24 protein-coding genes are annotated in these 22,205 nt (G+C 65.2%); 15 read left to right on the top strand and 9 right to left on the bottom strand.

What is annotated here, in order from left to right; all coding sequences use genetic code 11:
• Positions 1–49: 49 nt before the first annotated feature.
• Together ahpC and ahpF are read left to right on the top strand one after the other, a co-directional pair.
• Positions 50–622 carry an alkyl hydroperoxide reductase subunit C gene (ahpC, locus tag ACAM55_RS15950; protein ID WP_021006525.1) on the top strand — a complete coding sequence of 191 codons (573 nt, stop codon included), beginning with the start codon at positions 50–52 and terminating at the stop codon, positions 620–622.
• An 88-nt stretch (positions 623–710) separates the two neighbouring features.
• Entirely contained in the window at positions 711–2,282 is a 1,572-nt protein-coding gene (ahpF, locus tag ACAM55_RS15945) for an alkyl hydroperoxide reductase subunit F (RefSeq protein WP_369652487.1), read from the top strand.
• 34 nt (positions 2,283–2,316) lie between these two features.
• On the opposite strand, the gene ACAM55_RS15940 is transcribed toward ahpF, so the two are convergent.
• Positions 2,317–3,138 carry a pyruvate, water dikinase regulatory protein gene (locus ACAM55_RS15940; RefSeq protein WP_093011873.1) on the bottom strand — a complete coding sequence of 274 codons (822 nt, stop codon included), beginning with the start codon at positions 3,136–3,138 and terminating at the stop codon, positions 2,317–2,319.
• A gap of 192 nt (positions 3,139–3,330) precedes the next feature.
• On the opposite strand from ACAM55_RS15940, the gene ppsA reads away from it, so the two are divergent.
• The 7 genes from ppsA to dnaB all read left to right on the top strand — a co-directional run bounded on the left by ppsA (position 3,331) and on the right by dnaB (position 9,597).
• Entirely contained in the window at positions 3,331–5,724 is a 2,394-nt protein-coding gene (ppsA, locus tag ACAM55_RS15935) for a phosphoenolpyruvate synthase (protein ID WP_369652486.1), read from the top strand.
• A 208-nt stretch (positions 5,725–5,932) separates the two neighbouring features.
• Positions 5,933–6,439 carry a hypothetical protein gene (locus ACAM55_RS15930; RefSeq protein ID WP_369652485.1) on the top strand — a complete coding sequence of 169 codons (507 nt, stop codon included), beginning with the start codon at positions 5,933–5,935 and terminating at the stop codon, positions 6,437–6,439.
• A 114-nt stretch (positions 6,440–6,553) separates the two neighbouring features.
• A complete protein-coding gene (gene rpsF, locus ACAM55_RS15925) occupies positions 6,554–6,928 on the top strand; it encodes a 30S ribosomal protein S6 (RefSeq protein ID WP_028258846.1) in 375 nt (124 codons plus the stop codon).
• A gap of 4 nt (positions 6,929–6,932) precedes the next feature.
• Entirely contained in the window at positions 6,933–7,250 is a 318-nt protein-coding gene (gene priB, locus ACAM55_RS15920; RefSeq protein ID WP_235505142.1) for a primosomal replication protein N, read from the top strand.
• A 21-nt stretch (positions 7,251–7,271) separates the two neighbouring features.
• Positions 7,272–7,553, top strand: coding sequence for a 30S ribosomal protein S18 (gene rpsR, locus ACAM55_RS15915; protein ID WP_007830781.1), 282 nt, complete (start codon positions 7,272–7,274; stop codon positions 7,551–7,553).
• Positions 7,554–7,564: 11 nt separating this feature from the next.
• Complete coding sequence (gene rplI, locus ACAM55_RS15910) at positions 7,565–8,017, top strand: 50S ribosomal protein L9 (RefSeq protein ID WP_369652484.1); 453 nt, start codon at positions 7,565–7,567, stop codon at positions 8,015–8,017.
• A gap of 170 nt (positions 8,018–8,187) precedes the next feature.
• Positions 8,188–9,597, top strand: a complete 1,410-nt coding sequence (gene dnaB, locus ACAM55_RS15905) for a replicative DNA helicase (RefSeq protein WP_369652483.1) — start codon at positions 8,188–8,190, stop codon at positions 9,595–9,597.
• An 11-nt stretch (positions 9,598–9,608) separates the two neighbouring features.
• Here the strand turns inward: dnaB and ACAM55_RS15900 are convergent, their stop codons facing one another.
• From ACAM55_RS15900 to ACAM55_RS15870, 7 genes are all read right to left on the bottom strand, one after another.
• Entirely contained in the window at positions 9,609–10,325 is a 717-nt protein-coding gene (locus ACAM55_RS15900; RefSeq protein ID WP_369652482.1) for a helix-turn-helix transcriptional regulator, read from the bottom strand.
• A 55-nt stretch (positions 10,326–10,380) separates the two neighbouring features.
• Entirely contained in the window at positions 10,381–10,830 is a 450-nt protein-coding gene (locus ACAM55_RS15895; RefSeq protein WP_369652481.1) for a GyrI-like domain-containing protein, read from the bottom strand.
• 41 nt (positions 10,831–10,871) lie between these two features.
• Positions 10,872–11,321 carry an EVE domain-containing protein gene (locus ACAM55_RS15890; RefSeq protein ID WP_369652480.1) on the bottom strand — a complete coding sequence of 150 codons (450 nt, stop codon included), beginning with the start codon at positions 11,319–11,321 and terminating at the stop codon, positions 10,872–10,874.
• 6 nt (positions 11,322–11,327) lie between these two features.
• Positions 11,328–11,699 carry a VOC family protein gene (locus ACAM55_RS15885; protein WP_369652479.1) on the bottom strand — a complete coding sequence of 124 codons (372 nt, stop codon included), beginning with the start codon at positions 11,697–11,699 and terminating at the stop codon, positions 11,328–11,330.
• Positions 11,700–11,861: 162 nt separating this feature from the next.
• Positions 11,862–13,661, bottom strand: a complete 1,800-nt coding sequence (locus ACAM55_RS15880) for a PhoH family protein (RefSeq protein ID WP_369652478.1) — start codon at positions 13,659–13,661, stop codon at positions 11,862–11,864.
• Positions 13,662–13,872: 211 nt separating this feature from the next.
• The gene (locus tag ACAM55_RS15875) at positions 13,873–14,349 is read right to left on the bottom strand and encodes a peroxiredoxin (protein ID WP_007830801.1); all 477 of its coding nucleotides are present in this window, start codon (positions 14,347–14,349) and stop codon (positions 13,873–13,875) included.
• Between the two features lie 136 nt (positions 14,350–14,485).
• Positions 14,486–14,869 (bottom strand): Mth938-like domain-containing protein, encoded by a 384-nt coding sequence (locus tag ACAM55_RS15870; protein ID WP_369652477.1) that lies wholly within the window; start codon positions 14,867–14,869, stop codon positions 14,486–14,488.
• 100 nt (positions 14,870–14,969) lie between these two features.
• Between ACAM55_RS15870 and ACAM55_RS15865 the strand changes: the two genes are divergently transcribed.
• The 6 genes from ACAM55_RS15865 to moaD all read left to right on the top strand — a co-directional run bounded on the left by ACAM55_RS15865 (position 14,970) and on the right by moaD (position 21,248).
• Positions 14,970–16,202: a pyridoxal phosphate-dependent aminotransferase gene (locus ACAM55_RS15865; RefSeq protein ID WP_369652476.1), complete on the top strand. Its 1,233-nt coding sequence runs from the start codon at positions 14,970–14,972 to the stop codon at positions 16,200–16,202.
• A 114-nt stretch (positions 16,203–16,316) separates the two neighbouring features.
• Positions 16,317–17,639, top strand: a complete 1,323-nt coding sequence (locus ACAM55_RS15860) for a homoserine dehydrogenase (RefSeq protein ID WP_369652475.1) — start codon at positions 16,317–16,319, stop codon at positions 17,637–17,639.
• A gap of 21 nt (positions 17,640–17,660) precedes the next feature.
• Positions 17,661–19,076: a threonine synthase gene (thrC, locus tag ACAM55_RS15855; protein ID WP_369652474.1), complete on the top strand. Its 1,416-nt coding sequence runs from the start codon at positions 17,661–17,663 to the stop codon at positions 19,074–19,076.
• A 95-nt stretch (positions 19,077–19,171) separates the two neighbouring features.
• A complete protein-coding gene (gene mobB / locus ACAM55_RS15850) occupies positions 19,172–19,717 on the top strand; it encodes a molybdopterin-guanine dinucleotide biosynthesis protein B (protein WP_369652473.1) in 546 nt (181 codons plus the stop codon).
• Entirely contained in the window at positions 19,710–20,987 is a 1,278-nt protein-coding gene (gene glp, locus ACAM55_RS15845; protein ID WP_369652472.1) for a gephyrin-like molybdotransferase Glp, read from the top strand. Before mobB ends, glp begins: the two co-directional genes overlap by 8 nt.
• Positions 20,988–20,996: 9 nt before the next feature.
• Entirely contained in the window at positions 20,997–21,248 is a 252-nt protein-coding gene (gene moaD, locus ACAM55_RS15840; RefSeq protein WP_369652471.1) for a molybdopterin converting factor subunit 1, read from the top strand.
• Here moaD and ACAM55_RS15835 read toward each other — a convergent pair.
• A complete protein-coding gene (locus tag ACAM55_RS15835; RefSeq protein WP_369652470.1) occupies positions 21,235–22,131 on the bottom strand; it encodes a 4-hydroxy-tetrahydrodipicolinate synthase in 897 nt (298 codons plus the stop codon). The genes moaD and ACAM55_RS15835 overlap by 14 nt on opposite strands.
• Positions 22,132–22,205 lie beyond the last annotated feature (74 nt).

Genomic DNA, 22,205 nt, shown 5'->3' with positions numbered 1-22,205 from the left:
TTATACTCATGGCTCGTTCTTTTCATTAGCCACCACCAAGGAAACAGCAATGTCCCTGATCAACACCGAAATCATTCCCTTCAAGGCCACCGCGTATCACAACGGCAAGTTCGTGCCCGTCAGCAACGACAACTTCAAGGGTAAATGGTCGGTCGTGGTGTTCTACCCGGCTGACTTTACGTTCGTGTGTCCGACCGAACTCGGCGACCTGGCCGACCACTATGCTGAATTCCAGAAGCTCGGCGTCGAGATCTATGGCGTGTCGACCGACACCCACTTCACCCACAAGGCATGGCACGACACCTCGGACACCATCGGCAAGGTCAAGTACCCGCTGATCGGCGACCCGAGCCAGCAACTGGCCCGCGCCTTCCAGGTGCTGATCGAAGAAGGCGAAGACGCCGGCCTCGCATACCGCGGCACCTTCGTGATCGACCCCGAAGGCAAGATCAAGACCATCGAAGTGCACGACAACGGCATCGGCCGCGACGCCGCCGAACTGCTGCGCCGCGTGAAGGCTGCCCAGTACGTGGCCGCCCACCCCGGTGAAGTCTGCCCCGCCAAGTGGACCGAAGGCGCCGAAACGCTGAAGCCATCGTTCGACCTCGTCGGCAAGATCTAAGCGTTCCGCGCGAAAGCCCGGCGCTCACGAGGCCCCGGGCTTTTTTGTTCCCCGTTGATAGTTTTAAGATATCGAAAGTGATTCCGCCATGCTCGACGCCAGCACCAAAGCCCAATTGAAGAGTTATCTCGAACGCGCCACGCAGCCGATCGAGATCGTCGCCTCGCTCGACGACAGCAAGGCCTCGGGCGAGATGCTGTCGCTGCTGAAGGACGTCGCAGAATCGTCTCCTCTGGTCAAGCTGACCGAAAGCCGCGGCGACAACCATCGCAAGCCTTCTTTCTCGGTCAATCGCCCGAGCGAGAACCACGGCCCGCGCTTTGCCGGCCTGCCGATGGGCCATGAATTCACGTCGCTGATCCTTGCGCTGCTGCAGATCGGCGGCTACCCCCCGAAGGTCGAGCAGGCAGTGCTCGACCAGATCAAGGCGCTCGACGGCGACTTTGAATTCGAGATCTACGTCTCGCTCACCTGCCACAACTGCCCGGACGTGGTCCAGGCGCTGAACCTGATGGCGGTGCAGAACCCGCGCATCCGCACCACGATGATCGAGGGCGGCACCTTCCAGGACGAGGTCAAGGAACGCCAGGTGATGGCCGTGCCGACCGTCTTTCTGAACGGCACCGAGTTCGGCCAGGGCCGCATGAGCCTGGAAGAAATCCTTGCGAAGATCGACACCGGCGGCGTCGAGCGCGAAGCCAGGAAGATTGCCGGCAAGGACCCGTTCGACGTCCTGATCGTCGGCGGCGGCCCTGCTGGCGCCGCGGCTGCCGTGTATGCGGCCCGCAAGGGCATTCGCACCGGCGTGGCATCCGAGCGTTTCGGCGGCCAGGTACTCGACACGCTCGGTATCGAGAACTTCATCTCGATCAAGGAAACCGAAGGACCGAAGTTCGCCCATGCGCTCGAAGAGCACGTGCGCGACTACGACGTCGACATCATGAACCTGCAGCGTGCCAAGGCACTGGTTCCGGGCAAGGACCTGATCGAAGTGCAGCTCGAAAGCGGCGCTTCGCTGAAGAGCAAGTCGATCATCATTTCGACCGGCGCGCGCTGGCGCAACATCAACGTGCCCGGCGAGCACGAGTTCAAGAACAAGGGCGTGGCCTACTGCCCGCACTGCGACGGCCCGCTGTTCAAGGGCAAGCGCGTGGCCGTGATCGGCGGAGGCAATTCGGGCGTCGAGGCAGCGATCGACCTTGCCGGCATCGTGGGCCACGTCACGCTGATCGAATTCGACACCGCGCTGCGCGCCGATGCCGTTTTGCAGCGCAAGCTCAAGAGCCTCCAGAACGTCGACGTGTTCACCAACGCGCAGACCACCGAGATCACCGGCGACCAGAAGGTCAATGGCCTGGTCTACAAGGACCGCGCAACGGGTGAACTGAAGAAGGTCGAACTGGAAGGCGTGTTCATCCAGATCGGCCTGGTGCCCAACACCGACTGGCTCAAGGGCGTGGTCGAACTGACGAAGCACGGCGAGATCGTTGTCGACGCCAGGGGACAGACCTCGGTTCCGGGCGTGTTTGCGGCCGGCGACGCGACCACCGTGCCGTTCAAGCAGATCATCATCGCGGCCGGCGACGGCGCGAAGGCGGCGCTGGGCGCGTTCGATCACCTGATCCGCACCTCGGCCCCGGCCGAGCAGGCTGCCGCCTGAAACGCGGCAGGGGCGGGCAGACCGGACGGCAGGTTCAGTAAACCAGCCGCTCCGGCTTTAGTTCCTGCAGGATGGTGGTGGCAATTTCCTCGATCGACTTGGTCGTCGTCGAAAGCCACCGGATGCCCGCCCGTCGCATCATGGCCTCGGCCTCGGCCACCTCGTGGCGGCAGTTTTCGAGGCTGGCGTAGCGCGAATCGGGCCGGCGCTCGTTGCGGATCTGGCTCAGCCGCTCGGGCTGGATCGTGAGCCCGAAGATCTTCTTGCGATAGGGCATCAAGGCCGGCGGCAGCTGGCGGCGCTCGAAATCTTCCGGAATCAGCGGGTAGTTGGCCGCCTTCAGGCCATGCTGCATTGCCAGATAGAGAGACGTGGGCGTCTTGCCGCTGCGGCTCACGCCCACCAGGATCACGTCGGCACCCTCGAGGTCGCGGTTGCTCTGGCCGTCGTCGTGCGCCAGGCTGAAATCGATGGCTGCAATGCGGGCGTCGTATTCCTTGCTCTTGCTGGCGTCGCTGAAGCGACCGATGCGGTGATTCGACTTGACCGCCAGCTCGATCTCGAGCGGCCGCACGAAGGTGCCGAACATGTCGAGCAGCATGCCTTTGCAGCCGGTTTCGATGACTTCGAGCACCTCCATGTTCGCCAGAGTCGTGAAGACGATGGGGCGCACGCCTTCCAGTTCGGCCGTGTGGTTGATCTGCCGCACCGCCTGATGCGCCTTGTCGACCGTATCGGTGAAAGGCAGCCGGACGTGGCGCGGCTTCATCTCGAACTGGGCCAGCACGGCGTTACCGAAAGTTTCGGCGGTGATGCCGGTACCGTCGGATATGAAGAAAACAGTGCGTGTATGCATGGTGTTGCTCTTGCGGCCTTGTCCTGCGGCGCATGCAACCTCGCCGCGCCTACAATCCGGGCCATTATCGGGAATCCGCTTTCCCTTGCCCCCAATTCTTTCCATGCACACCGCGCCCGCACCCAAAGCAACGAGAACGATCGTGCCGCGCCGCCTGCATGCAGCACCGGTTTCAACTTCTGGAGCTTTCCCATGTCTGCACTTTTCGACGCGACCGCCCTGGTCGTACCGTTTGAAAACCTGAGAATGACCGACGTCGAGTCGGTCGGCGGCAAGAACGCCAGCCTCGGCGAAATGATCTCCCAGCTGCCGCAGGGCGTGCGGGTGCCCACGGGTTTCGCGACCACGGCACACGCGTTCCGCCAGTTCCTGGCCCACGACGGGCTGGCCGACAAGATCAGCAAGCGGCTGGCCGCGCTGGACACGGAGGACGTGCGGGCGCTGGCCGCGGCCGGCGCCGAAATCCGCGCCATGGTCGAGGCCCAGCCTTTTCCGGCCGACTTGCAAAAAGCCATTGCCGAGGCTTTTGCGAAGCTGAGCGCCGGCAACCCGGCGGCTTCGTTCGCCGTGCGTTCCTCGGCCACGGCCGAAGACCTGCCGGACGCTTCTTTTGCCGGCCAGCAGGAGACCTTTCTCAACGTGGTCGGCATCGACGACGTGCTGCACAAGATGAAGGAGGTCTTCGCCTCCCTCTACAACGACCGCGCCATCAGCTATCGCGTGCACAAAGGCTTTGCGCACGACGTGGTCGCGCTCTCGGCCGGCGTGCAGCGCATGGTCCGTTCCGACCTCGGCGCCGCCGGCGTGATGTTCACCATCGACACCGAATCGGGCTTTGAAGACGTGGTGTTCATCACCTCCAGCTACGGGCTCGGCGAGACGGTGGTGCAGGGCGCCGTGAACCCCGACGAGTTCTACGTGCACAAGCCCACGCTGCGCGCCGGCAAGCGGGCGGTGATCCGCCGCAACCTCGGCTCCAAGCTGATCCAGATGGAATTCGCGACGCCCGAAGAGAAAAAGGCGACCGGCAAGCTGGTCAAGACGACCGACGTCAAGGCCGAGCAGCGCAACCGCTATTCGCTCAGCGACGCCGATGTCGAGCTGCTTGCCAAATACGCGCTGGTCATTGAAGAACACTATGGCCGCCCGATGGACATCGAGTGGGGCAAGGACGGCACCGACGGCCAGCTCTACATCCTGCAGGCGCGGCCCGAAACCGTGAAGAGCCAGCAGCAGGGCAAGGCCGAGCAACGCTACAAGCTGCTGGGCAAGGGGACCGTGCTCGCCGAAGGCCGTGCCATCGGCCAGAAGATCGGCACCGGCCCGGTTCGCATCGTGCACAACATCAGCGAGATGGACAAGGTGCAGGCCGGCGACGTGCTCGTCACCGACATGACCGACCCCAACTGGGAACCGGTGATGAAGCGCGCCGCTGCCATTGTCACCAACCGCGGCGGGCGGACCTGCCATGCAGCCATCATTGCGCGCGAACTCGGCATTCCGGCCGTGGTGGGCTGCGGCGATGCCACCGACCTTCTGAAGGAAGGCACCCTGGTGACCGTGAGTTGCGCCGAAGGCGACACCGGCTTCATCTACGACGGCCTGCTCGAGACCGAGGTGACCGAGGTGCAGCGCGGCGTGATGCCGGAGATCGACATCCAGCTGATGATGAACGTGGGCAACCCGCAGCTTGCCTTCGACTTCGCGCAACTGCCTAACCACGGCGTCGGCCTGGCGCGGCTCGAGTTCATCATCAACAACAACATCGGCGTGCACCCGAAGGCGATCCTCGACTATCCGAACGTCGACAACGACCTGAAGAAAGCCGTCGAGTCGGTGGCCCGCGGCCATGCTTCGCCGCGCGCCTTCTATGTCGACAAGGTGGCCGAAGGCATCGCGACCATCGCGGCGGCCTTCTGGCCCAAGAAGGTCATCGTTCGCCTGTCCGACTTCAAGTCGAACGAGTACCGCAAGCTGATCGGCGGCAGCCGCTACGAGCCGGAAGAAGAAAACCCGATGCTCGGCTTCCGCGGTGCCGCACGCTACCTGAGCAAGGATTTCGGCGAGGCCTTTGCCATGGAATGCGAGGCGCTCAAGCGCGTGCGCAACGACATGGGCCTGACCAATGTGCAGATCATGGTGCCTTTCGTGCGCACGCTCGGCCAGGCCGAACGCGTGACCACGCTCCTTGGCGAGCACGGCCTGAAGCGCGGCGAGAACGAACTCAAGCTGATCATGATGTGCGAGGTGCCGAGCAATGCCATCCTGCCCGAGGAGTTCCTGAAGTTCTTCGACGGTTTCTCGATCGGCTCGAACGACCTGACCCAGCTCACGCTCGGCCTCGACCGCGACTCGGGGCTCGAGCTTCTGGCTGCTGATTTCGACGAGCGCGACCCGGCCATCAAGGCGCTGCTGAGCCGCGTCATCAAGGCCTGCAAGGCCGAGGGCAAGTACGTGGGCATCTGCGGCCAGGGCCCCAGCGACCATCCGGACTTCGCGCTGTGGCTGGCGGAACAGGGAATCGAGTCGATTTCCCTCAATCCGGACAGCGTGATCGACACCTGGCAGCAACTCGCCAAGCGTTGACGGGATGGGGGCCATCGCGCCCCTGTCGCGCGGCAGCCACTACCGGCGCCCCCACCGGGAATTCCCGCGCCGGTGCCTGCAAGAATTGAATCAGAATGTGTTACTAGTGCCAGGCCTGTGAATTCATGGGCTGGCCGGTCGCTTGCGGACTGCGCATGGCGAAACCGCTCGTCGCCGCACCCGCCGGCATTTTGCGGAAGAAACCATCATGATTCTTGTCAAGACAGAAGCTGGGCAGCAGGTTCTCAAAGATCGTTCGGTGCCCCTTTCGCCCCGTCAGCGTACCGCGTTCATCCTGTTCGACGGCAAGCGCTCGGTCGACGAGGTGCTTGCCGGAACAGGCATCGCGCGGGAGGAAATCGATCAGCTCGTCACGCTGGGGCTGCTCGGCCCGGCGGCGGGCAGCAAGGCGGCCGTTCCCGCCAAGGCTCCTGAAGCGCCGGCCGCAAACCAGGCAGCACCTGTCTCGCCAACGCCTAAACCAAGGCCAGCCGAACCCGCGCCGTCTTCGGGGCGCAGCAGGCAGCAGCGCTACAAGGACGCCTACCCGATCGCCACCCAATTGACGGGCGCTCTCGGGCTGAAAGGGTTCCGCCTCAACCTGCAGGTCGAGGGGACCGCCAGCTACGAAGATCTGGCGGCGCTGGCACCCAAGATACGTGCCGCCGTCGGCCCCGAGAAGGCCGCCGCGCTCGACAAGGCCTTGAACGACTGACGCTGGACAGGCGCCGCGCCAGCAGTGCTACAATAGCCGGCTTTGCCTTGCCACACTGCGCCCGACGCTGCAGGTGGCTTTTCCTCTTCCACGGAAGAATCCACAAGGAGTGCCATGCGTCACTACGAAATCATTTTGCTGATCCACCCGGATCAGAGCGAACAAGTTCCGGCCATGCTGGAGCGTTACAAGGGCCTCATCACGGCCGGCGGTGGCAAGATCCACCGCGTTGAAGACTGGGGCCGCCGCCAGCTGGCTTACCAGATCAACAAGCTCAACAAGGCGCACTACCTGTGCGTCAACATTGAAGCCGAGCAAACCGTGATGGGTGAACTCGAACACGCGTTCAAGTTCAACGACGCGGTGCTGCGCCACCTGACCGTTCAGAAGAAGAAGGCCGAAACCGGTCCTTCGTCGATGATGAAGACGGTCGAGCGCGAAGAAGCCCGCAAGGCCCAGCAGGCCGAATACGCCGCCAACAACAGCTGATGGCGTGACCGCTGCCGCTGCTGCGGCAACCGGGGTCAACCAGCTTCTGCTGACAGCCTCTGTTGCCGAACTCGGAGCCTTGCGATACACGCCCGCCGGCCTTCCCGCCATCGACCTGAAGCTCGAACACGAGTCGACGCTCCAGGAGGCAGGAAAAGCCAGGCAGGTGAAAACGGCCCTCAAGGCCGTTGCCTTCGGCGCCATCGCCGAACGGCTCGCAACGCAGTCGATGGGAAGCCTCTGGCGTTTTCAGGGTTTTCTCGCGACACCGGGCAACGGCAAGCATCCGGTCCTGCACATCCAGGATTTTCAGCAAGATTAATTTTCGACAAGAGGTCCCCAAATGGCCACGTTCAAGAAATTCAACAAAGACAAGCGCCCGAAGCGCAACACCCAGTCGCTGCTGTTCAAGCGCAAGCGCTTCTGCCGTTTCACCGTCGCTGGCGTCGAGGAAATCGACTACAAGGACATCGACACGCTGCGTGACTTCATCAGCGAAAACGGCAAGATCATCCCCGCACGCCTGACCGGCACGCGAGCGATCTACCAGCGCCAGCTCAACACCGCGATCAAGCGCGCGCGCTTCCTCGCGATGGTGCCGTACAGCGACCAGCACCGCGTCTAAGGAGCCGTACCATGCAAATCATTCTTCTGGACAAGGTTCTGAACGTTGGCGGCCTGGGCGATATCGTCAAGGTCAAGGACGGCTACGCCCGCAACTTCCTGATCCCGACGGGCCGCGCCCGCCGCGCCACCGCTGCCAACAAGGCCGAATTCGAAGCCAAGCGCGCCGAACTCGAAAAGGCTGCGGCCGCCAAGCTGGCCGAAATGCAAGCCCAGGGCGAGAAGCTCGGCGGCACGACCGTCAAGCTGACCCAAAAGGCCGGCGTTGACGGCCGTCTGTTCGGCTCGGTCACCAACGGCGACATCGCCGAAGAGCTCGGCAAGCAAGGCTACAAGGTTGCGAAGTCGCAGGTGCGCCTGCCCAACGGCCCGATCAAGGTCGTCGGCGACAGCACCGTGAGCGTTGCGCTGCACACCGACGTGGTGGTCGACATCACCGTCACGGTCTACGGCGAAACCGCCTGATCGTCCACAGCGCCTTGCGCGCTGCCGCAAAAGCCGCCCTCGGGCGGCTTTTGTCTTTTTGCGCACCGGTTCTCCCGGCCGGTGCACTGAAAGATCACCGCTTATTCACAACCTTGTCCACACACGCCAGCGCGTGTGCGGCTTAGCATGCAGGGTTGCAAGGGAAGTCCATGTCCGCCGTTTTCTCCTATGCCGACAATGACCCGTCGGCCGATCGCCAAGTCGCCCAACTTCGAATTCCGCCTCACTCGATCGAGGCCGAGTCGAGCGTGCTCGGCGGCCTGCTGCTCGACAACGGCGCGTGGGACCGCATGGGCGACCTGCTGGTGGACGGCGACTTCTACCGCCATGAGCACAAGCTGATCTACGCCGCCATCGGCGGGTTGATCAATGCCAGCAAGCCGGCCGACGTCATCACCGTCTACGAGCAGCTGCAGGGCCTTGGCAAGGCCGAGGAAATCGGCGGACTGGTGTACTTGAACTCGCTCGCGCAATACGTGCCGAGCGCGAGCAACATCCGCCGCTATGCGGAGATCGTGCGCGAGCGCTCCATCTTGCGCAAGCTCGTCTCCGCGAGCGACGAGATCGCGACCAACGCCTTCAACACGCAAGGCAAGTCGGTCGACAAGATCCTGGACGAGGCCGAGCAGAAGATCTTCAACATCGGCGAAGAAGGCACGCGGATGAAGCAGGGCTTCCAGAGCATGGATGCCCTGGTGGTCGAGCTGCTCGACCGCGTGACCGAGATGGCGGAGAACCCGAACGACATCACCGGCGTGCGCACCGGCTTCTACGAGTTCGACAAGATGACCTCGGGCCTGCAGCCGGGCGACATGATCGTGCTGGCCGCGCGTCCTTCCATGGGCAAGACCTCGCTGGCCATCAACATCGCCGAGCACGTGGCCCTCAACGAAGGGCTGCCGGTGGCGGTCTTCTCGATGGAAATGGGCGCTTCGCAGCTGGCGGTGCGTATCGTCGGCTCGATCGGCCGCATCGACCAGGGACACCTGCGCACCGGCAAGCTCAGCGACGAAGAGTGGCCGCGCCTGACCGAGGCCATCGAGAAGCTGCGCAACGTGTCGCTGCACATCGACGAGACGCCGGGCCTCACCACCAGCGAACTGCGCGCCAATGCGCGCCGCCTGGCGCGCCAGTATGGCCGGCTCGGCCTGATCGTGGTCGACTACCTCCAGCTCATGAGCGTGTCCAGCAGCATGAGCGACGAGAACCGGGCCACGGCCGTGGGCGAAATCTCGCGCGGCCTGAAGATGCTCGCCAAGGAGCTCAAGTGCCCGGTGATCGCGCTGTCGCAGCTCAGCCGCGGCGTCGAAAGCCGCACCGACAAGCGCCCCATGATGAGCGACTTGCGCGAATCCGGCGCCATCGAGCAGGATGCGGACATCATCATGTTCATCTACCGCGACGACTACTACGACAAGAACAGCAAGGAGCCGGGCGTGGCCGAGGTGATCATCAGCAAGCACCGGAACGGGCCCACGGGCACGGTCAAGCTGGCCTTCCTGAAGCCGCTCACCAAGTTCGAGAACCTGGCCGGCTACGGCAGCGGCGACGACTACTGACGCTGCCTGGTCTATTGCTGCTGCTGTTCGAGCAGCTTCGCTTCCGCCGAGCGGGCCTTCACCTGGCGCAGCATGTCGGCCAGCGTCTTCCCCGCTTCGTCGCGAAAGCGCTCGGGCAGCACGTCGACGGCCTCCATGCGGTCGATGCGAAAGCCCCGGAAGTCATTGCGCAGTTCGCACCAGGTCGAAAGCGTCCAGACCTTGCCCCAGTAGAAACAGCCGAGCGGGCGCACGGTGCGTTCGCTCGCATCGCCTGACACGTCGCGGTAGTGGAGGCGCAGCTTGTGGCGCGCCTCCACCGCTTCGCGCAAGGTCTGCAGCCGGTTGCGCATGGCGTCGTCCAGGCCCAATGCGGGCGCGTAGAGCGCCAGCGCTTCCGCCGAGACCCGCGCCGCCGGGGGCAGCACCGAGAGGATCTTGCCCAGCCCCGTCTCGATGTTGCGCGCCAGCGCCGGATCGACCCAGCTCTGCGCGAGCCGCGCCGCGGCCACGAGCGCTGAAGCTTCCTCCTGGGTGAACATCAGCGGCGGCAGCTCGAAGCCTGCGCCGAGCCGGTAGCCCACGCCAGCTTCGCCTTCGATCGGCACACCCTGGTGCTGCAGATCGGCCACGTCGCGGTACACCGTGCGCTCCGACACCTCCAGGCGCTGCGCGAGGAAGGCGGCCGTGGTGAGCCGGCGGCCACGGATGAGCTGCACGAGCTGGAAGAGGCGGTCGGCGCGGCGCATCAGCGCGCTCCTTCGAATTTGGGGGCGACCTCGCCGGGCCAGCCCTGGGGTGTACTCATGAAACTCCGATGTGGATCGCCACCTTGTCAGGCCCCTCGTAGGCCTCGAAATCGCTGCGGTAGCGGCGCGTGATTTCCGGGTGCGCCTCGAAATACTGCCAGATGCGCTCCCAGGTGGCGATCACCATCCGCGGCATTTCACCCTGGCCCTCAAAGACGAGGTAGTTGCCGGGCTCGATGGCCACGCTGCCCGTTGCGTCCGAGACGGCCACGCCTACCGTCACGTCGAAGGCGCCATGAGCGTCGGATTCGTAGTTGGAATAGACGCCGAAGATGCGGGCGTCGCTCGTGCGGCCGGGCGTCGAGCGGTACGTCTCTTCGCCGAAGAAGCGGTTCCACAGCGCGCCGATGCGGGCGCTCGCGGGATCGTTCTCCTCGCGGTTGGTCGTGCGGGCCGCGAGGCCCGCAACGTGGAAAGCGCCATGATGCTGGCGGACGGGGTTCATCGGGTTTGTCTTCTGCATGGGTGATGTCGGGATTGTGGTGCTCAAAGTGCGAGCGCCTTCAGGTCGGCTTTCATGGTTTGGGCGATCAGCATCATGTCGGCATCGCTGACGTCGAACATGCCGAAGCGAAACTTGTAGCCCCACTGGCTCGGGTTCTCTACGAAGGCAAGGCGTCCGATCAAAGGCGCGATGGGCGCCTCGTGCGAAGCCGCATAGGCCACGTCGCGGCGCCAGGGGACGAAGCCGCCGCCCATGTCGAATTCGTAGGGTTCGCCAGGCTGCACGATGCCGATCGACACGAAGCTCTGCAGCTTGTCCGTGCCGCCGAACGCAGTGGCCGGCGCATAGTAGGCCACGCGGTCGCCCGCCGAAACGCGCTTGAGCGGCCCCGGCTTGCCATGGCCGACCTGCATGAACCCGACCGGCTTGTGGTCGCGCCCGCGCCGGGCGTGCTCGGCGCTGGCAACGGCGATCCAGTTGCGCTGTGCCATTGCGGTTCAGTCCAGGGCGTGAAGGCCGACTTCGTTGCCTTCGGTGTCGCGCAGATGGGCGATGAAACCCATGCCCGGCGGCAGCGCTGACTTGGGCGCCACGATCTGCCCGCCGGCCGCCTCGACGCGCGCGAGCACGGCGTCGATGCTCGGCATGCAGTCGAGATAGATGCGAATGCCGCTGCCCGCGCGTGCGCTGGCGTTCGCACCGGCCTGCAGCGCGCCGCCCGTGGCGGGATCGTCGTAGGGGAACACAGCCAGCGTCTCGCCGCCGAAGTTTTCGCGGCGAAGCTTGCGGCCGAGCACCGTTTCGTAGAAGGCCTGGGCGCGGTCGATGTCGGCGACGGGGATTTCGAACCAGCTGATGGCGTTTTGCATGAGGGACTCTCTTTCGTTTTTGCGTTGGAAGGAGCCTCGATGGTGCGGACCAACTCCTGACACCGTCTTGTCAGGAGCCTGTCACCGCGGCCAAAGAAAAAGCCCGCGATGCTCCGGGGAGCATGCGCGGGCTCGATCGGCCGCAGGCCGCGAAGAGGGCGGTTAGAGCACGTCGCTTGCGAAGTCGGCCAAGCGCGAGCGCTCACCGCGCGCCAGCGTGATGTGCCCGCCGTGCGGCCAGCCCTTGAACTTGTCGACCGCGAAGGTGAGGCCCGAGGAGCCTTCGGTCAGGTAGGGCGTGTCGATCTGTGCGAGGTTGCCCATGCAGATGATCTTGGTACCCGGGCCGGCCCGGGTGATCAGCGTCTTCATCTGCTTGGGCGTCAGGTTCTGCGCTTCGTCGATGATCACGTACTTGTTCAGGAAGGTGCGGCCGCGCATGAAGTTCATGCTCTTGACCTTGATGCGGCTGCGGATCAGCTCGTTGGTGGCCGCGCGGCCCCATTCGCCGGCGCCGCCGCCGTCGCCCTTGGCCAGGAACTCGAGGTTGTCGTCCAGCGCGCCCATCCAGGGGCCCATTTTTTCTTCCTCGGTGCCCGGCAGGAAGCCGATGTCCTCGCCCACGCTCACCGTGGCACGGGTCATGATGATCTCGGTGTAGCGGCGGTCGTCGAGCACCTGCGTCAGGCCCGAGGCCAGCGCCATCAGCGTCTTGCCGGTGCCGGCGGTGCCTGTGAGTGTGACGAAGTCGACTTCGGGGTCCATGAGCAGGTTCATCGCGAAGTTCTGCTCGCGGTTGCGCGTGTTCACGCCCCACACGGCGTTCTTGCCCGAGCTGTAGTCCTTCAGGGTCTTGAAGACCGCGGTCTTGTCGCGGATCTCGGTGACGCGTGCGTACATGCTCGGCTCGCCCGGGGCCTCGAAGTAGACGAACTGGTTGATGTACAGGTTGGGCACCAGCGGCCCGCTGACGCGATAGAAGGTGTTGCTGCCGCTTTGCCAGCTCTCCACCGTCTTGCTCTGGCGCGTCCAGAAATCGGGCGGCAGCGCGAGCGAGCCTGCGTAGAGCAGGTCGCCGTCTTCCAGCGTCTTGTCGTTCTGGTAGTCGTCGGCGGCCAGGCCGAGGGCGCGCGCCTTGACGCGCATGTTGATGTCTTTCGACACCAGCACCACTTCCTGCTTGGGACGGCCGGGCTGGTCCTTGGCGTAGACGTCGCGCAGGGCCTGCACCACGCCCAGGATCTGGTTGTCGGCTTTGCCTTGGGGCAGGCTGATCGGCAGCGAGTAGTCGAGCGGCGCGGTCTGGAAGAACAGCTTGCCGCCGGCCTCGCGGTGGCCCGTGGTGTCGAGCTTCAGGCCCTTGGCGATGTCGGCGTCCTGCGCTGCGGCCAGGGCGTCCAGCGTGCGGCTGGTCTGGCGGCCGTTGCGCGCCACTTCGGTGGTGCCCTTCTTGTGGCCGTCCAGTTCCTCCAGCACGATCATCGGCAGGAAGATGTCGTGTTCCTCGAAGCGGAACAGGCACATCGGGTCGTGCAGCAGCACGTTCGTGTCGAGCACGAACAGCTTGGCCGGACCGTTCGATTTGGCGCGCTTGGCACGGGCCGGAGCCTGCGGCGCCGCAACTTGCGCGGGAGCCGGCACATAGACGGCGGGCGGCGCCTCGGGTTCGCCGCGGGCGGCGGGCCTGTGATCCTGGTTGCGGTCCTGGCTGCGTTCCTGATTGCGGGAGGGCGCAGTTTTCGACCTGCCGCGGGCCGCGGGCGCAGCCTCGGTACTGCCGCCTACCGCCTCTGCGGCGTTGCGGTCGAACAGTTCAAGCGGCTGGGAGCCGCTCGATGAAGCCGAATCGGCGCGCGATTCGCCCGAGCGGCGCGAGCTCCTGTGGGAGGAGCGGGCGGGTGCATCGTGCGCATCCGGCGAGAGCAATGCGGCGCGTTTCGTGGGGGCGGGAGGCAATGGCATGTGTCAGATCGCTCGCAGGAAGTGGAAACCAGAAAACGAAAAAGCCGCCTGTAGACCAAGGCGGCTTTGTTCGGGGGATGCGGTCGTGGAGCTCAACGGCATGAGGCCATTATGCACACCCGCGGCGACACGTCTCGCGCTCTTTGCACAGTCCGTTGGGCATTCCCCACGGGTTGAGGCAAAAGCGCACAGGCCGCGCTTCTTGCAACGGTCAGGCGGCCTTCTTGAGCGCCTTGACGGCCTTGAGCACGTCGTCCACATGGCCGGGGACCTTGAGGCCGCGCCATTCGGCCTTCAGGATGCCGTCGGCGCCGATGAGGAAGGTGCTGCGCTCGATGCCCTTGACCTTCTTACCGTACATGATCTTGTTCTTGACCACGCCGAACATGTGGCACATCTTTTCTTCGGTATCGGCGATGAGTTCGAACGGGAGTTCGAGCTTGGCCTTGAATTCGTCGTGCGACTTCATGTTGTCGCGGGATACGCCGAACACCGTGGCGCCGGCCTTTTCGAAGTCTTTGTAACGATCGCGAAACTGCATGGCTTCGGTCGTGCAACCCGGAGTGTTATCTTTCGGGTAAAAATACATGACCAGCACGTGGCCGAGATGCGAGGTATTCGAGACTTTCAGGCCACCCGTGGCGTTGGCGTCGAATTCAGGAATGGGTTTGTTGACAACGATCGCCATGAAACTTGTTTTCTCCGTTGGTTTCCATTGGATCGAGCGCTTTGAGGCACACTCGACGAAATGGAGGATTGGTCGTTGCTAACTGAGGGCAGCTGGCCTGTTCGCAACCCGGTATTTTACCCCGAAAACCTCCCCCTCAGCCATCGTGGGGCGGTTCGACCAGCAGGGCGGCGATCACGTGGCGGCCTTCGCCGGCCAGGATGTTGTAGGTGCGGCAGGCCGCCGGGGTGTCCATGGTCTCCACGCCGGTGCGTCTGGCCATGAGGGGCTGCAGCCAGGCCGGCTGTGGAAACCGGATGCGGGATCCGCTCCCGAAGATGACCAATTCGGCGCCCAGCGACGCGAGCTGGGCGAAATGTTCGGGCCCCAACTGGTCGAAGCGGGTGCAATTCCACTCGAAGCGCTCGCCGCGCGAGCCGACCACCACGCTGCCCTCGACTTTTTCGTTGTTGATCGCGACCCACCCGGGGCCGTGTGCGGTGAGGGACTGGGCGTCGGATTTGTCGGGCTGGAGCTTCATCGGGGCACTGGGAACTGTGGTCAAATTATAGGTTTTCCCCAGTGACACGAGCCCTGCAAGGGCCTTTCGACATCGAGTAACCCGCGCCCGGGAGGGCCCTTTGAAGCAGTTCAAGAAATCGGCCAAGCTGGCCAACGTGCTCTACGACATCCGCGGCCCCATCATGGAGGCCGCCCAGCGGATGGAGGAAGAGGGCCAGAAGATCATCAAGCTCAACATCGGCAACCTCGCCGTGTTCGGCTTCGATGCGCCCGAGGAAGTCCAGCAGGACATGATCCGCAACCTGCCGGGCTCGGCGGGTTATTCGGACAGCAAGGGCATCTTCGCGGCGCGCAAGGCCGTGATGCACGAGACGCAGAAGCAGGGCATTGCCGGCGTCACGCTGGACGACATCTACCTTGGCAACGGCGCCAGCGAACTGATCGCCATGGCCACCAACGCGCTCTTGAACGACGGCGACGAAATGCTGCTGCCGGCGCCCGATTACCCGCTGTGGACCGCGGTGACCAGCCTGTCGGGCGGCAAGCCGGTGCACTACCTCTGCGACGAGGACAACGGCTGGATGCCCCACCTCGACGACATCCGCGCCAAGATCACGCCGCGCACCAAGGGCATCGTGGTCATCAACCCCAACAACCCGACCGGGGCGCTCTATTCCGATGAGCTGCTCAAGAGCATCGTGGCCATCGCGCGGGAACACCAGCTGGTGATCTTCGCCGACGAGGTCTACGACAAGGTGCTGTACGACCACGCGAAGCACACCGCCATCGCGAGCCTTTCGACCGATGTGCTCACGCTCACCTTCAATTCGCTTTCCAAGAGCTACCGTTCGTGCGGCTATCGCGCGGGCTGGCTCGTGGTGTCGGGCGACAAGAAGCGCGCGGAGGACTACATCGAGGGCCTGAACATGCTCTCGAACATGCGCCTGTGCGCCAATGTGCCCGGGCAATGGGCCATCCAGACCGCCCTTGGCGGCTACCAGAGCATCAACGACCTGGTGGGCGACGGCGGCCGCCTGCGGCGCCAGCGGGACCTGGCCTACGAGCTGATCACGGCCATTCCGGGCGTGAGCTGCGTCAAGCCGACTGCCGCGCTCTACATGTTCCCCAAGCTCGACCCGAAGGTCTATCCGATCGCGGACGACCGGCAGTTCTTTCTCGATCTGCTGAAGGAAACCAAGGTGATGCTGGTGCAGGGCACCGGCTTCAACTGGGCCACACCCGACCATTTCCGGATCGTGTTCCTGCCGCACGAGGAAGACCTGCGCGAGGCGATCCACCGCATTGCCAAGTTCCTGGAGCTGTACCGCTTGCGCAGCCAGGCAGAGCCATGAAATCCGCATGTGCCGCGGCTTTGCCGGCGGCGCCTGGAGCCTGCCGCGCTGCGTGAGCCGCGCCGCGAGCGCGTCGCCTGCCACCCCATTCAAACCATGAACGCGAATCTCCCAATGAAACCCATCCAAGTAGGCCTGCTCGGCGCAGGCACGGTCGGCAGCGGCACCTTCAAGGTTCTGCTGCGCAATCAGGAAGAAATCAAGCGCCGTGCAGGCCGCGGCATCGAGATCACGATGGTGGCCGACCTCGACACGGCGCGCGCACGCGAGGTGGCGGGCGAGGGCGTGAAGGTGGTCAGCGACGCGCGCGACGTCATTGCCAATCCGGATATCGACATCGTCATCGAACTCATCGGTGGCTACGGCATTGCGCGGCAACTGGTGCTCGAGGCGATCGCGGCGGGCAAGCACGTGGTCACGGCCAACAAGGCCCTGCTCGCCGTGCATGGCACCGAGATCTTCGCGGCCGCCCATGCCAAGGGCGTGATGGTGGCCTTCGAAGCCGCGGTGGCCGGCGGCATCCCGATCATCAAGGCGCTGCGCGAGGGCCTCACGGCCAACAGCATCCAGTGGCTGGCCGGCATCATCAACGGCACCACCAATTTCATCCTCTCCGAGATGCGCGACAAGGGGCTGGACTTCGCGACCGTGCTCAAGGAAGCGCAGCGCCTGGGCTACGCCGAAGCCGACCCGACCTTCGACATCGAAGGCGTCGACGCCGGCCACAAGGTCACGCTGATGAGCGCCATCGCCTTCGGTATTCCGGTGCAGTTCGACAAGGCCCACATCGAAGGCATCACCAAGCTGGCCGCGCAGGACATCAAGTACGCCGAACAGCTCGGCTACCGCATCAAGCTGCTCGGCATCACCAAGCGCACCGCGCAGGGCATCGAGCTGCGCGTGCACCCGTCGCTCGTGCCGTCGAAGCGGCTGCTTGCGAATGTCGAAGGCGCCATGAACGCCGTGGTGGTGCATGGCGATGCCGTGGGCACCACGCTCTACTACGGCAAGGGCGCGGGCAGCGAGCCGACCGCCAGCGCGGTGATCGCCGACCTCGTCGACATCACGCGCCTGCACACGGCCGACGCCGCGCACCGCGTACCGCACCTGGCTTTCCACCCCGACGCCATGAGCGACCTCAAGGTGCTGCCGATGGCCGAGGTCGTCACCAGCTACTACCTGCGCCTGCGCGTGGCCGACCAGGCCGGCGTGCTCGCCAAGGTGACGGGCCTGCTGGCCACTGCCGGCATCAGCATCGACGCGGTGCTGCAGCGCGAAGCCGACGAAGTGGGCGGCGAAGGCTCCACCCAGACCGACCTGATCATCCTCACGCACGACGCGCGCGAAGGCACGGTGAATGACGTGCTCGCCGAACTGCAGGCATTGCCCACCGTGCTGCAGCCGATCGTGCGCATCCGCAAGGAAGAGCTGTCCTGAGGGCGGCGCAAGAGAAATACCGTGAACTACCTGAGCACCCGCGGCCACCCCGACCGCAAGCGTTTCTGCGAAATCCTGCTTGAAGGCCTTGCACCCGACGGCGGGCTCTACCTGCCCGATCACTATCCGCAGGTCGACAGTGCCACGCTCGCGAAATGGCGCAACCTTCCGTATGCCGAACTGGCGTTCCAGATTCTGTCGCTCTACATCGACGACATTCCACCGGCCGACCTGAAGGCGATCTGCGCCAAGACCTACACGCCCGAGGTGTTCGGCACCGAAGAAATCGTGCCGCTGCGCGAGCTCGAAGACGGCGTGTACCTCGAAGCCCTGTCCAACGGCCCCACGCTGGCCTTCAAGGACATGGCAATGCAGCTGCTGGGCAACCTGTTCGAGTACGAACTGGCCCGCCGCGGCGCCGAACTCAACATCCTCGGCGCCACCAGCGGCGACACCGGCAGCGCGGCCGAGTACGCCATGCGCGGCAAGAAGGGCGTGCGCGTCTTCATGACCTCGCCCGACGGCCGCATGAGCCCGTTCCAGCAGGCGCAGATGTTCAGCCTGCAGGACGAGAACATCCACAACATCGCGATCACCGGCGTGTTCGACGACTGCCAGGACATCGTCAAGGCGGTGTCGAACGACCTGGGCTTCAAGCGCAAGTACCGCATAGGCACGGTCAACTCGATCAACTGGGCGCGCCTGCTGGCGCAGGTGGTCTACTATTTCGCCGGCTACTTCCAGGCGACGGCAAGCAACGACAAGCCGGTGAGCTTCACCGTGCCATCGGGCAATTTCGGCAATGTCTGCGCCGGCCACGTGGCGCGCATGATGGGCCTTCCCATCCAGACGCTGGTGGTGGCCACCAACGAGAACGACGTGCTCGACGAGTTCTTCCGTACCGGCATCTACCGCGTTCGCGCCGCGGCCGATACGCACGAAACGTCGAGCCCGTCGATGGACATCAGCAAGGCCAGCAACTTCGAGCGCTTCGTGTTCGACCTGGTGGGCCGTGACGCCACCAAGCTGCGCTCGCTGTTCGTGGACGAACTGGGTGGCCAGGGTCGTTTCGACCTGAGCGGCGATCCTGCCTTCAGGCAGGCCGCCGAGCGCTTCGGCTTCAAGAGCAGCCGCAGCACGCACGCCGACCGCCTGGCCATCATCCGCGACACCGACAAGCGCTTTGCCACCTTGGTCGATCCGCACACGGCCGACGGCCTCAAGGCCGCGCGCGAACACCTGGCCCCCGGCGTGCCGATGGTGGTGCTCGAAACCGCGCTGCCGATCAAGTTTGCAGCCACACTGGTGGAGGCGCTCGGCCACGAGCCCGCGCGGCCGGCCAGGTTCGAAGGCATCGAGGCACTGCCCAAGCGGGTCGTCAAGCTTCCGGCCGATGTGGAAGCCGTGAAGGCCTATATCGCCCAGAACTGTGATTGACCTTTGCCGCACGCAGGCACCGCGCATTGCAGTGGCTGCCTCGCATTTGCGTTTGCATTCGGCTGCCGCGTAGACGGCAGCCACAGGAACTCGACATGAAGGTGATCGGCTTTTCCGGGTATTCGGGTTCAGGCAAGACCACGCTGGTCGAGCGCCTGATTCCGGTGCTCAAGCTCCATGGCCAGCGCGTGTCGGTGGTCAAGCATGCGCATCACAAGTTCGACATCGACCATCCCGGAAAGGACACCTACCGCCATCGCGAGGCGGGCGCTTTCGAGGTGGTCGTGGCGTCCGACAAGCGGCTCGCGCTGATCCGAGAATTCGAGCAACCCGCGCAGCTCACCGTGCACGACCTCATTGCCGAGCTCCATGACGGCGTCGACTGGGTGCTGGTCGAAGGCTTCAAGCACAGCGACCTGCTCAAGATCGAAGTCTGGCGCGCCCCCGAGGCAGGCCAGCCGCCCTGGCCGTCGAAGTACATCGACGACGCCTTCGTGACCGCCATTGCCACCAACGCGCCCGCGAACCTGCCGGCGCCCACCAATCTGCCCCTGTTCGACCTCGACGACATCGAGGGCATCGCGCAGTGGTTGATCGACAGCGGCAGCCGCTTCGAATACAACCCCGAACACCATGGCTGATTCCGTGACCCCTGCGCGCCCGCCGCTGATGGCGCTCGACGAAGCGCTGGCAAGCCTGCTCGAGAAGGCGCAGCCAAGGTTGCCGGCCGAAAGCGTCGCCACCTTCGAAGCGGACGGCCGCGTGCTCGCGCAAGACCTGGTGTCCGCGCTCACCGTGCCGCCCCGCGACAACAGCTCTATGGACGGCTATGCGGTGCGCGTGGCCGACTGCACCGCGCCTGGCGCCCTGTTGCAGGTTGCGCAGCGCATTCCCGCCGGTACCGTGGGCACGCCACTGGCGGCCGGCACCGCGGCACGTATCTTCACCGGCGCGCAGATTCCCGAAGGCGCGGATGCCATCGTCATGCAGGAAGACACGCAGGCGTTGCCGCAGGAAGGCACCCTGGGCACGGTGCGCATCCAGACCGTTCCCGCCGCCGGCCAGTGGATTCGCCGCGCGGGCGAAGACGTGGCGTCCGGCGACGTGGTGCTGCGCAAGGGCGAGCGCCTGACGCCCGCCGCGCTCGGGCTTGCCGCCAGCGTGGGTTTCGACCGGCTCCAGGTGGCACGGCGGCCGCGCGTGGCCCTGCTGTCTACCGGCGACGAACTGGTCATGCCCGGCGAAGTCGCGCCCGAGGCCATGAAGCCGAGCGCGATCTACAACTCCAACCGCTTCTTCATGCGCGCCTTGCTGCACCGGCTGGGTTGCGAGGTGAACGACCTCGGCATCGTGCCCGACAAGCGCGAAGCCACCATCGAGGCACTGCGCGGCGCTGCCGAAAGCAGCGACCTGATCATCACCACCGGCGGCGTGTCCGTGGGCGAGGAAGATCACATCAAGGCCGCGGTGCAGACGCTCGGCGAACTGCAGCTGTGGTCGCTCTCCATGAAGCCGGGCAAGCCCTTTGCCTACGGCTCGATCCCGAGGGGCGCGGGCGGCGCGCAAGGCCGCTGCCACGTCACGGGGCTGCCCGGCAACCCCGTGTCCAGCTTTCTGACCTTTCTGCTGCTCGTGCGTCCCTTCCTGCTGACGCTGCAGGGCGCCACGCGCGTGGCGCCCGAGCCCGTGCAGATGCGCGCCGATTTCGACTGGCCGCGCGCCGACAAGCGCCGCGAGTTCCTGCGCGCGCGGCGCAACGCCGCAGGCGGGCTCGACCTGTTCACCAACCAGAGCTCGGGCGTGCTGACGTCGATGGTCTGGGGCGATGGCGTTGTCGACAACCCGCCGGGCCAGGCCATCCAGGCTGGCGACACGGTGAAATTCATCCCCTTGGCCTCGCTGCTGGCCTGAAGCCCACCCATGAAGGTCCAGATCCGTTACTTCGCTTCCGTGCGCGAGGCGCTCGACACCAGCGGCGAAACCGTCGACACCGGCGCCGGCACGCTGGCCGCGCTGCGCGACGAACTCATTGCCCGCGGCGGGGCCTACGCCACGGCGCTTGCGCGCGGCAAGGCCGTGCGCATGGCGCTCGACCAGGCCATGAGCGACGAGTCGGCCGCGCTGCGCGAAGGCTGCGAGGTCGCCTTCTTCCCGCCCGTCACGGGCGGCTGAGCCGGGCGTCCAGCGCCACCAGGCGCTCGCCCAACGCGTCGGATGCGCGGGTCATCGGCGAGCGCAGCTCGTCGCGCATCGACCCGCCATGTGCCAGCAGTGCCTTGAGCGGCCCGGGGTTCGGTTCGGCAAACAGCATCTCGATCAGCGGCTGCAGCGGCTGCCATTCGGCGCGCGCTTCCGCGAGCCGGTTCTCGGCCAGGAGGCGCAGCACCTTCACGAAGCGGCGCGTCTGCACATGCCCGCTCGCCGCGATGGCACCCACGCCGCCCTCGGCCACCGTGCCGAAGATCTGGTGGTCTTCACCGGAGAGGACCTGAAGCCTGCCGTCGGCGATCACGGCGCGTGTCTTGGCCATGTCGCCGCCGCAGTCCTTGATGCCGCGGATGCGCGGGTGCTCGGCCAGGGCCAGCAGCGTTTCGCGCGCGAGGGTTGCGCCGGTGCGGTAGGGAATGTCGTAGACCAGAACCGGCGCGGCGCTGGCATCGGCGATGGCGCAGAACCATTCGAGCAGGCCGGCCTGCGAGGGTCGGATGTAATGCGGCGCGGGCACCAGCAGCCCCGCCAGTGGGCGTTCGGCCAGCCGGCGCACCCAGGCCGTCGTCTTGCCCAGGTGGTAGCCCGACAGGCCCATGACGATCGGCAGCCCCCCGGCGGCGGCCTGCACCGTGTCGAGCGCGGCGAGCTGTTCCGCCTCGTCGAGTGCAGCGGCTTCGCCGGTCGAACCGCAGACGACGAAGCCGGCCACGCCGTCGCCCGCGAGCCGGTGGGTCAGCGCCGAGAGTGCGGCATGGTCGATGGCGCCGCCGCGAAACGGCGTGACGAGAGGAATCCAGAGGCCCGAGAAATCAGGGCGGGAGGAGGGGTGAGATGGTTGCGGCACGCGAGGCTTCCTTAGGGGAATCGACCGATGGAAAAGAACCGTCGTTCGATGCGCGCGCAACCCAATCGGGGGCC

It is taken from the genome of Variovorax sp. V213, assembly GCF_041154455.1.
Taxonomy (GTDB): domain Bacteria; phylum Pseudomonadota; class Gammaproteobacteria; order Burkholderiales; family Burkholderiaceae_C; genus Variovorax.
The sequence above is the reverse complement of the archived record's forward strand: the minus strand, read 5'-3'. Positions and strand labels throughout refer to the sequence as shown.

Excerpts from the sequence above, each read along its gene's own strand:
- ACAM55_RS15875 (WP_007830801.1), bottom strand. The coding sequence starts at position 14,349 with ATGGCGATCGTTGTCAACAAACCCATTCCTGAATTCGACGCCAACGCC.
- ACAM55_RS15870 (WP_369652477.1), bottom strand. The coding sequence starts at position 14,869 with ATGAAGCTCCAGCCCGACAAATCCGACGCCCAGTCCCTCACCGCACAC.
- rplI (WP_369652484.1), top strand. The coding sequence starts at position 7,565 with ATGCAAATCATTCTTCTGGACAAGGTTCTGAACGTTGGCGGCCTGGGC.
- ACAM55_RS15940 (WP_093011873.1), bottom strand. The coding sequence starts at position 3,138 with ATGCATACACGCACTGTTTTCTTCATATCCGACGGTACCGGCATCACC.
- ACAM55_RS15880 (WP_369652478.1), bottom strand. The coding sequence starts at position 13,661 with ATGCCATTGCCTCCCGCCCCCACGAAACGCGCCGCATTGCTCTCGCCG.
- glp (WP_369652472.1), top strand. The coding sequence starts at position 19,710 with ATGGCTGATTCCGTGACCCCTGCGCGCCCGCCGCTGATGGCGCTCGAC.
- ACAM55_RS15890 (WP_369652480.1), bottom strand. The coding sequence starts at position 11,321 with ATGGCACAGCGCAACTGGATCGCCGTTGCCAGCGCCGAGCACGCCCGG.
- ahpC (WP_021006525.1), top strand. The coding sequence starts at position 50 with ATGTCCCTGATCAACACCGAAATCATTCCCTTCAAGGCCACCGCGTAT.
- ACAM55_RS15885 (WP_369652479.1), bottom strand. The coding sequence starts at position 11,699 with ATGCAAAACGCCATCAGCTGGTTCGAAATCCCCGTCGCCGACATCGAC.
- rpsF (WP_028258846.1), top strand. The coding sequence starts at position 6,554 with ATGCGTCACTACGAAATCATTTTGCTGATCCACCCGGATCAGAGCGAA.
- rpsR (WP_007830781.1), top strand. The coding sequence starts at position 7,272 with ATGGCCACGTTCAAGAAATTCAACAAAGACAAGCGCCCGAAGCGCAAC.
- ahpF (WP_369652487.1), top strand. The coding sequence starts at position 711 with ATGCTCGACGCCAGCACCAAAGCCCAATTGAAGAGTTATCTCGAACGC.
- dnaB (WP_369652483.1), top strand. The coding sequence starts at position 8,188 with ATGTCCGCCGTTTTCTCCTATGCCGACAATGACCCGTCGGCCGATCGC.
- ACAM55_RS15900 (WP_369652482.1), bottom strand. The coding sequence starts at position 10,325 with ATGCGCCGCGCCGACCGCCTCTTCCAGCTCGTGCAGCTCATCCGTGGC.
- ACAM55_RS15895 (WP_369652481.1), bottom strand. The coding sequence starts at position 10,830 with ATGAACCCCGTCCGCCAGCATCATGGCGCTTTCCACGTTGCGGGCCTC.
- ppsA (WP_369652486.1), top strand. The coding sequence starts at position 3,331 with ATGTCTGCACTTTTCGACGCGACCGCCCTGGTCGTACCGTTTGAAAAC.
- ACAM55_RS15930 (WP_369652485.1), top strand. The coding sequence starts at position 5,933 with ATGATTCTTGTCAAGACAGAAGCTGGGCAGCAGGTTCTCAAAGATCGT.
- moaD (WP_369652471.1), top strand. The coding sequence starts at position 20,997 with ATGAAGGTCCAGATCCGTTACTTCGCTTCCGTGCGCGAGGCGCTCGAC.
- mobB (WP_369652473.1), top strand. The coding sequence starts at position 19,172 with ATGAAGGTGATCGGCTTTTCCGGGTATTCGGGTTCAGGCAAGACCACG.
- ACAM55_RS15860 (WP_369652475.1), top strand. The coding sequence starts at position 16,317 with ATGAAACCCATCCAAGTAGGCCTGCTCGGCGCAGGCACGGTCGGCAGC.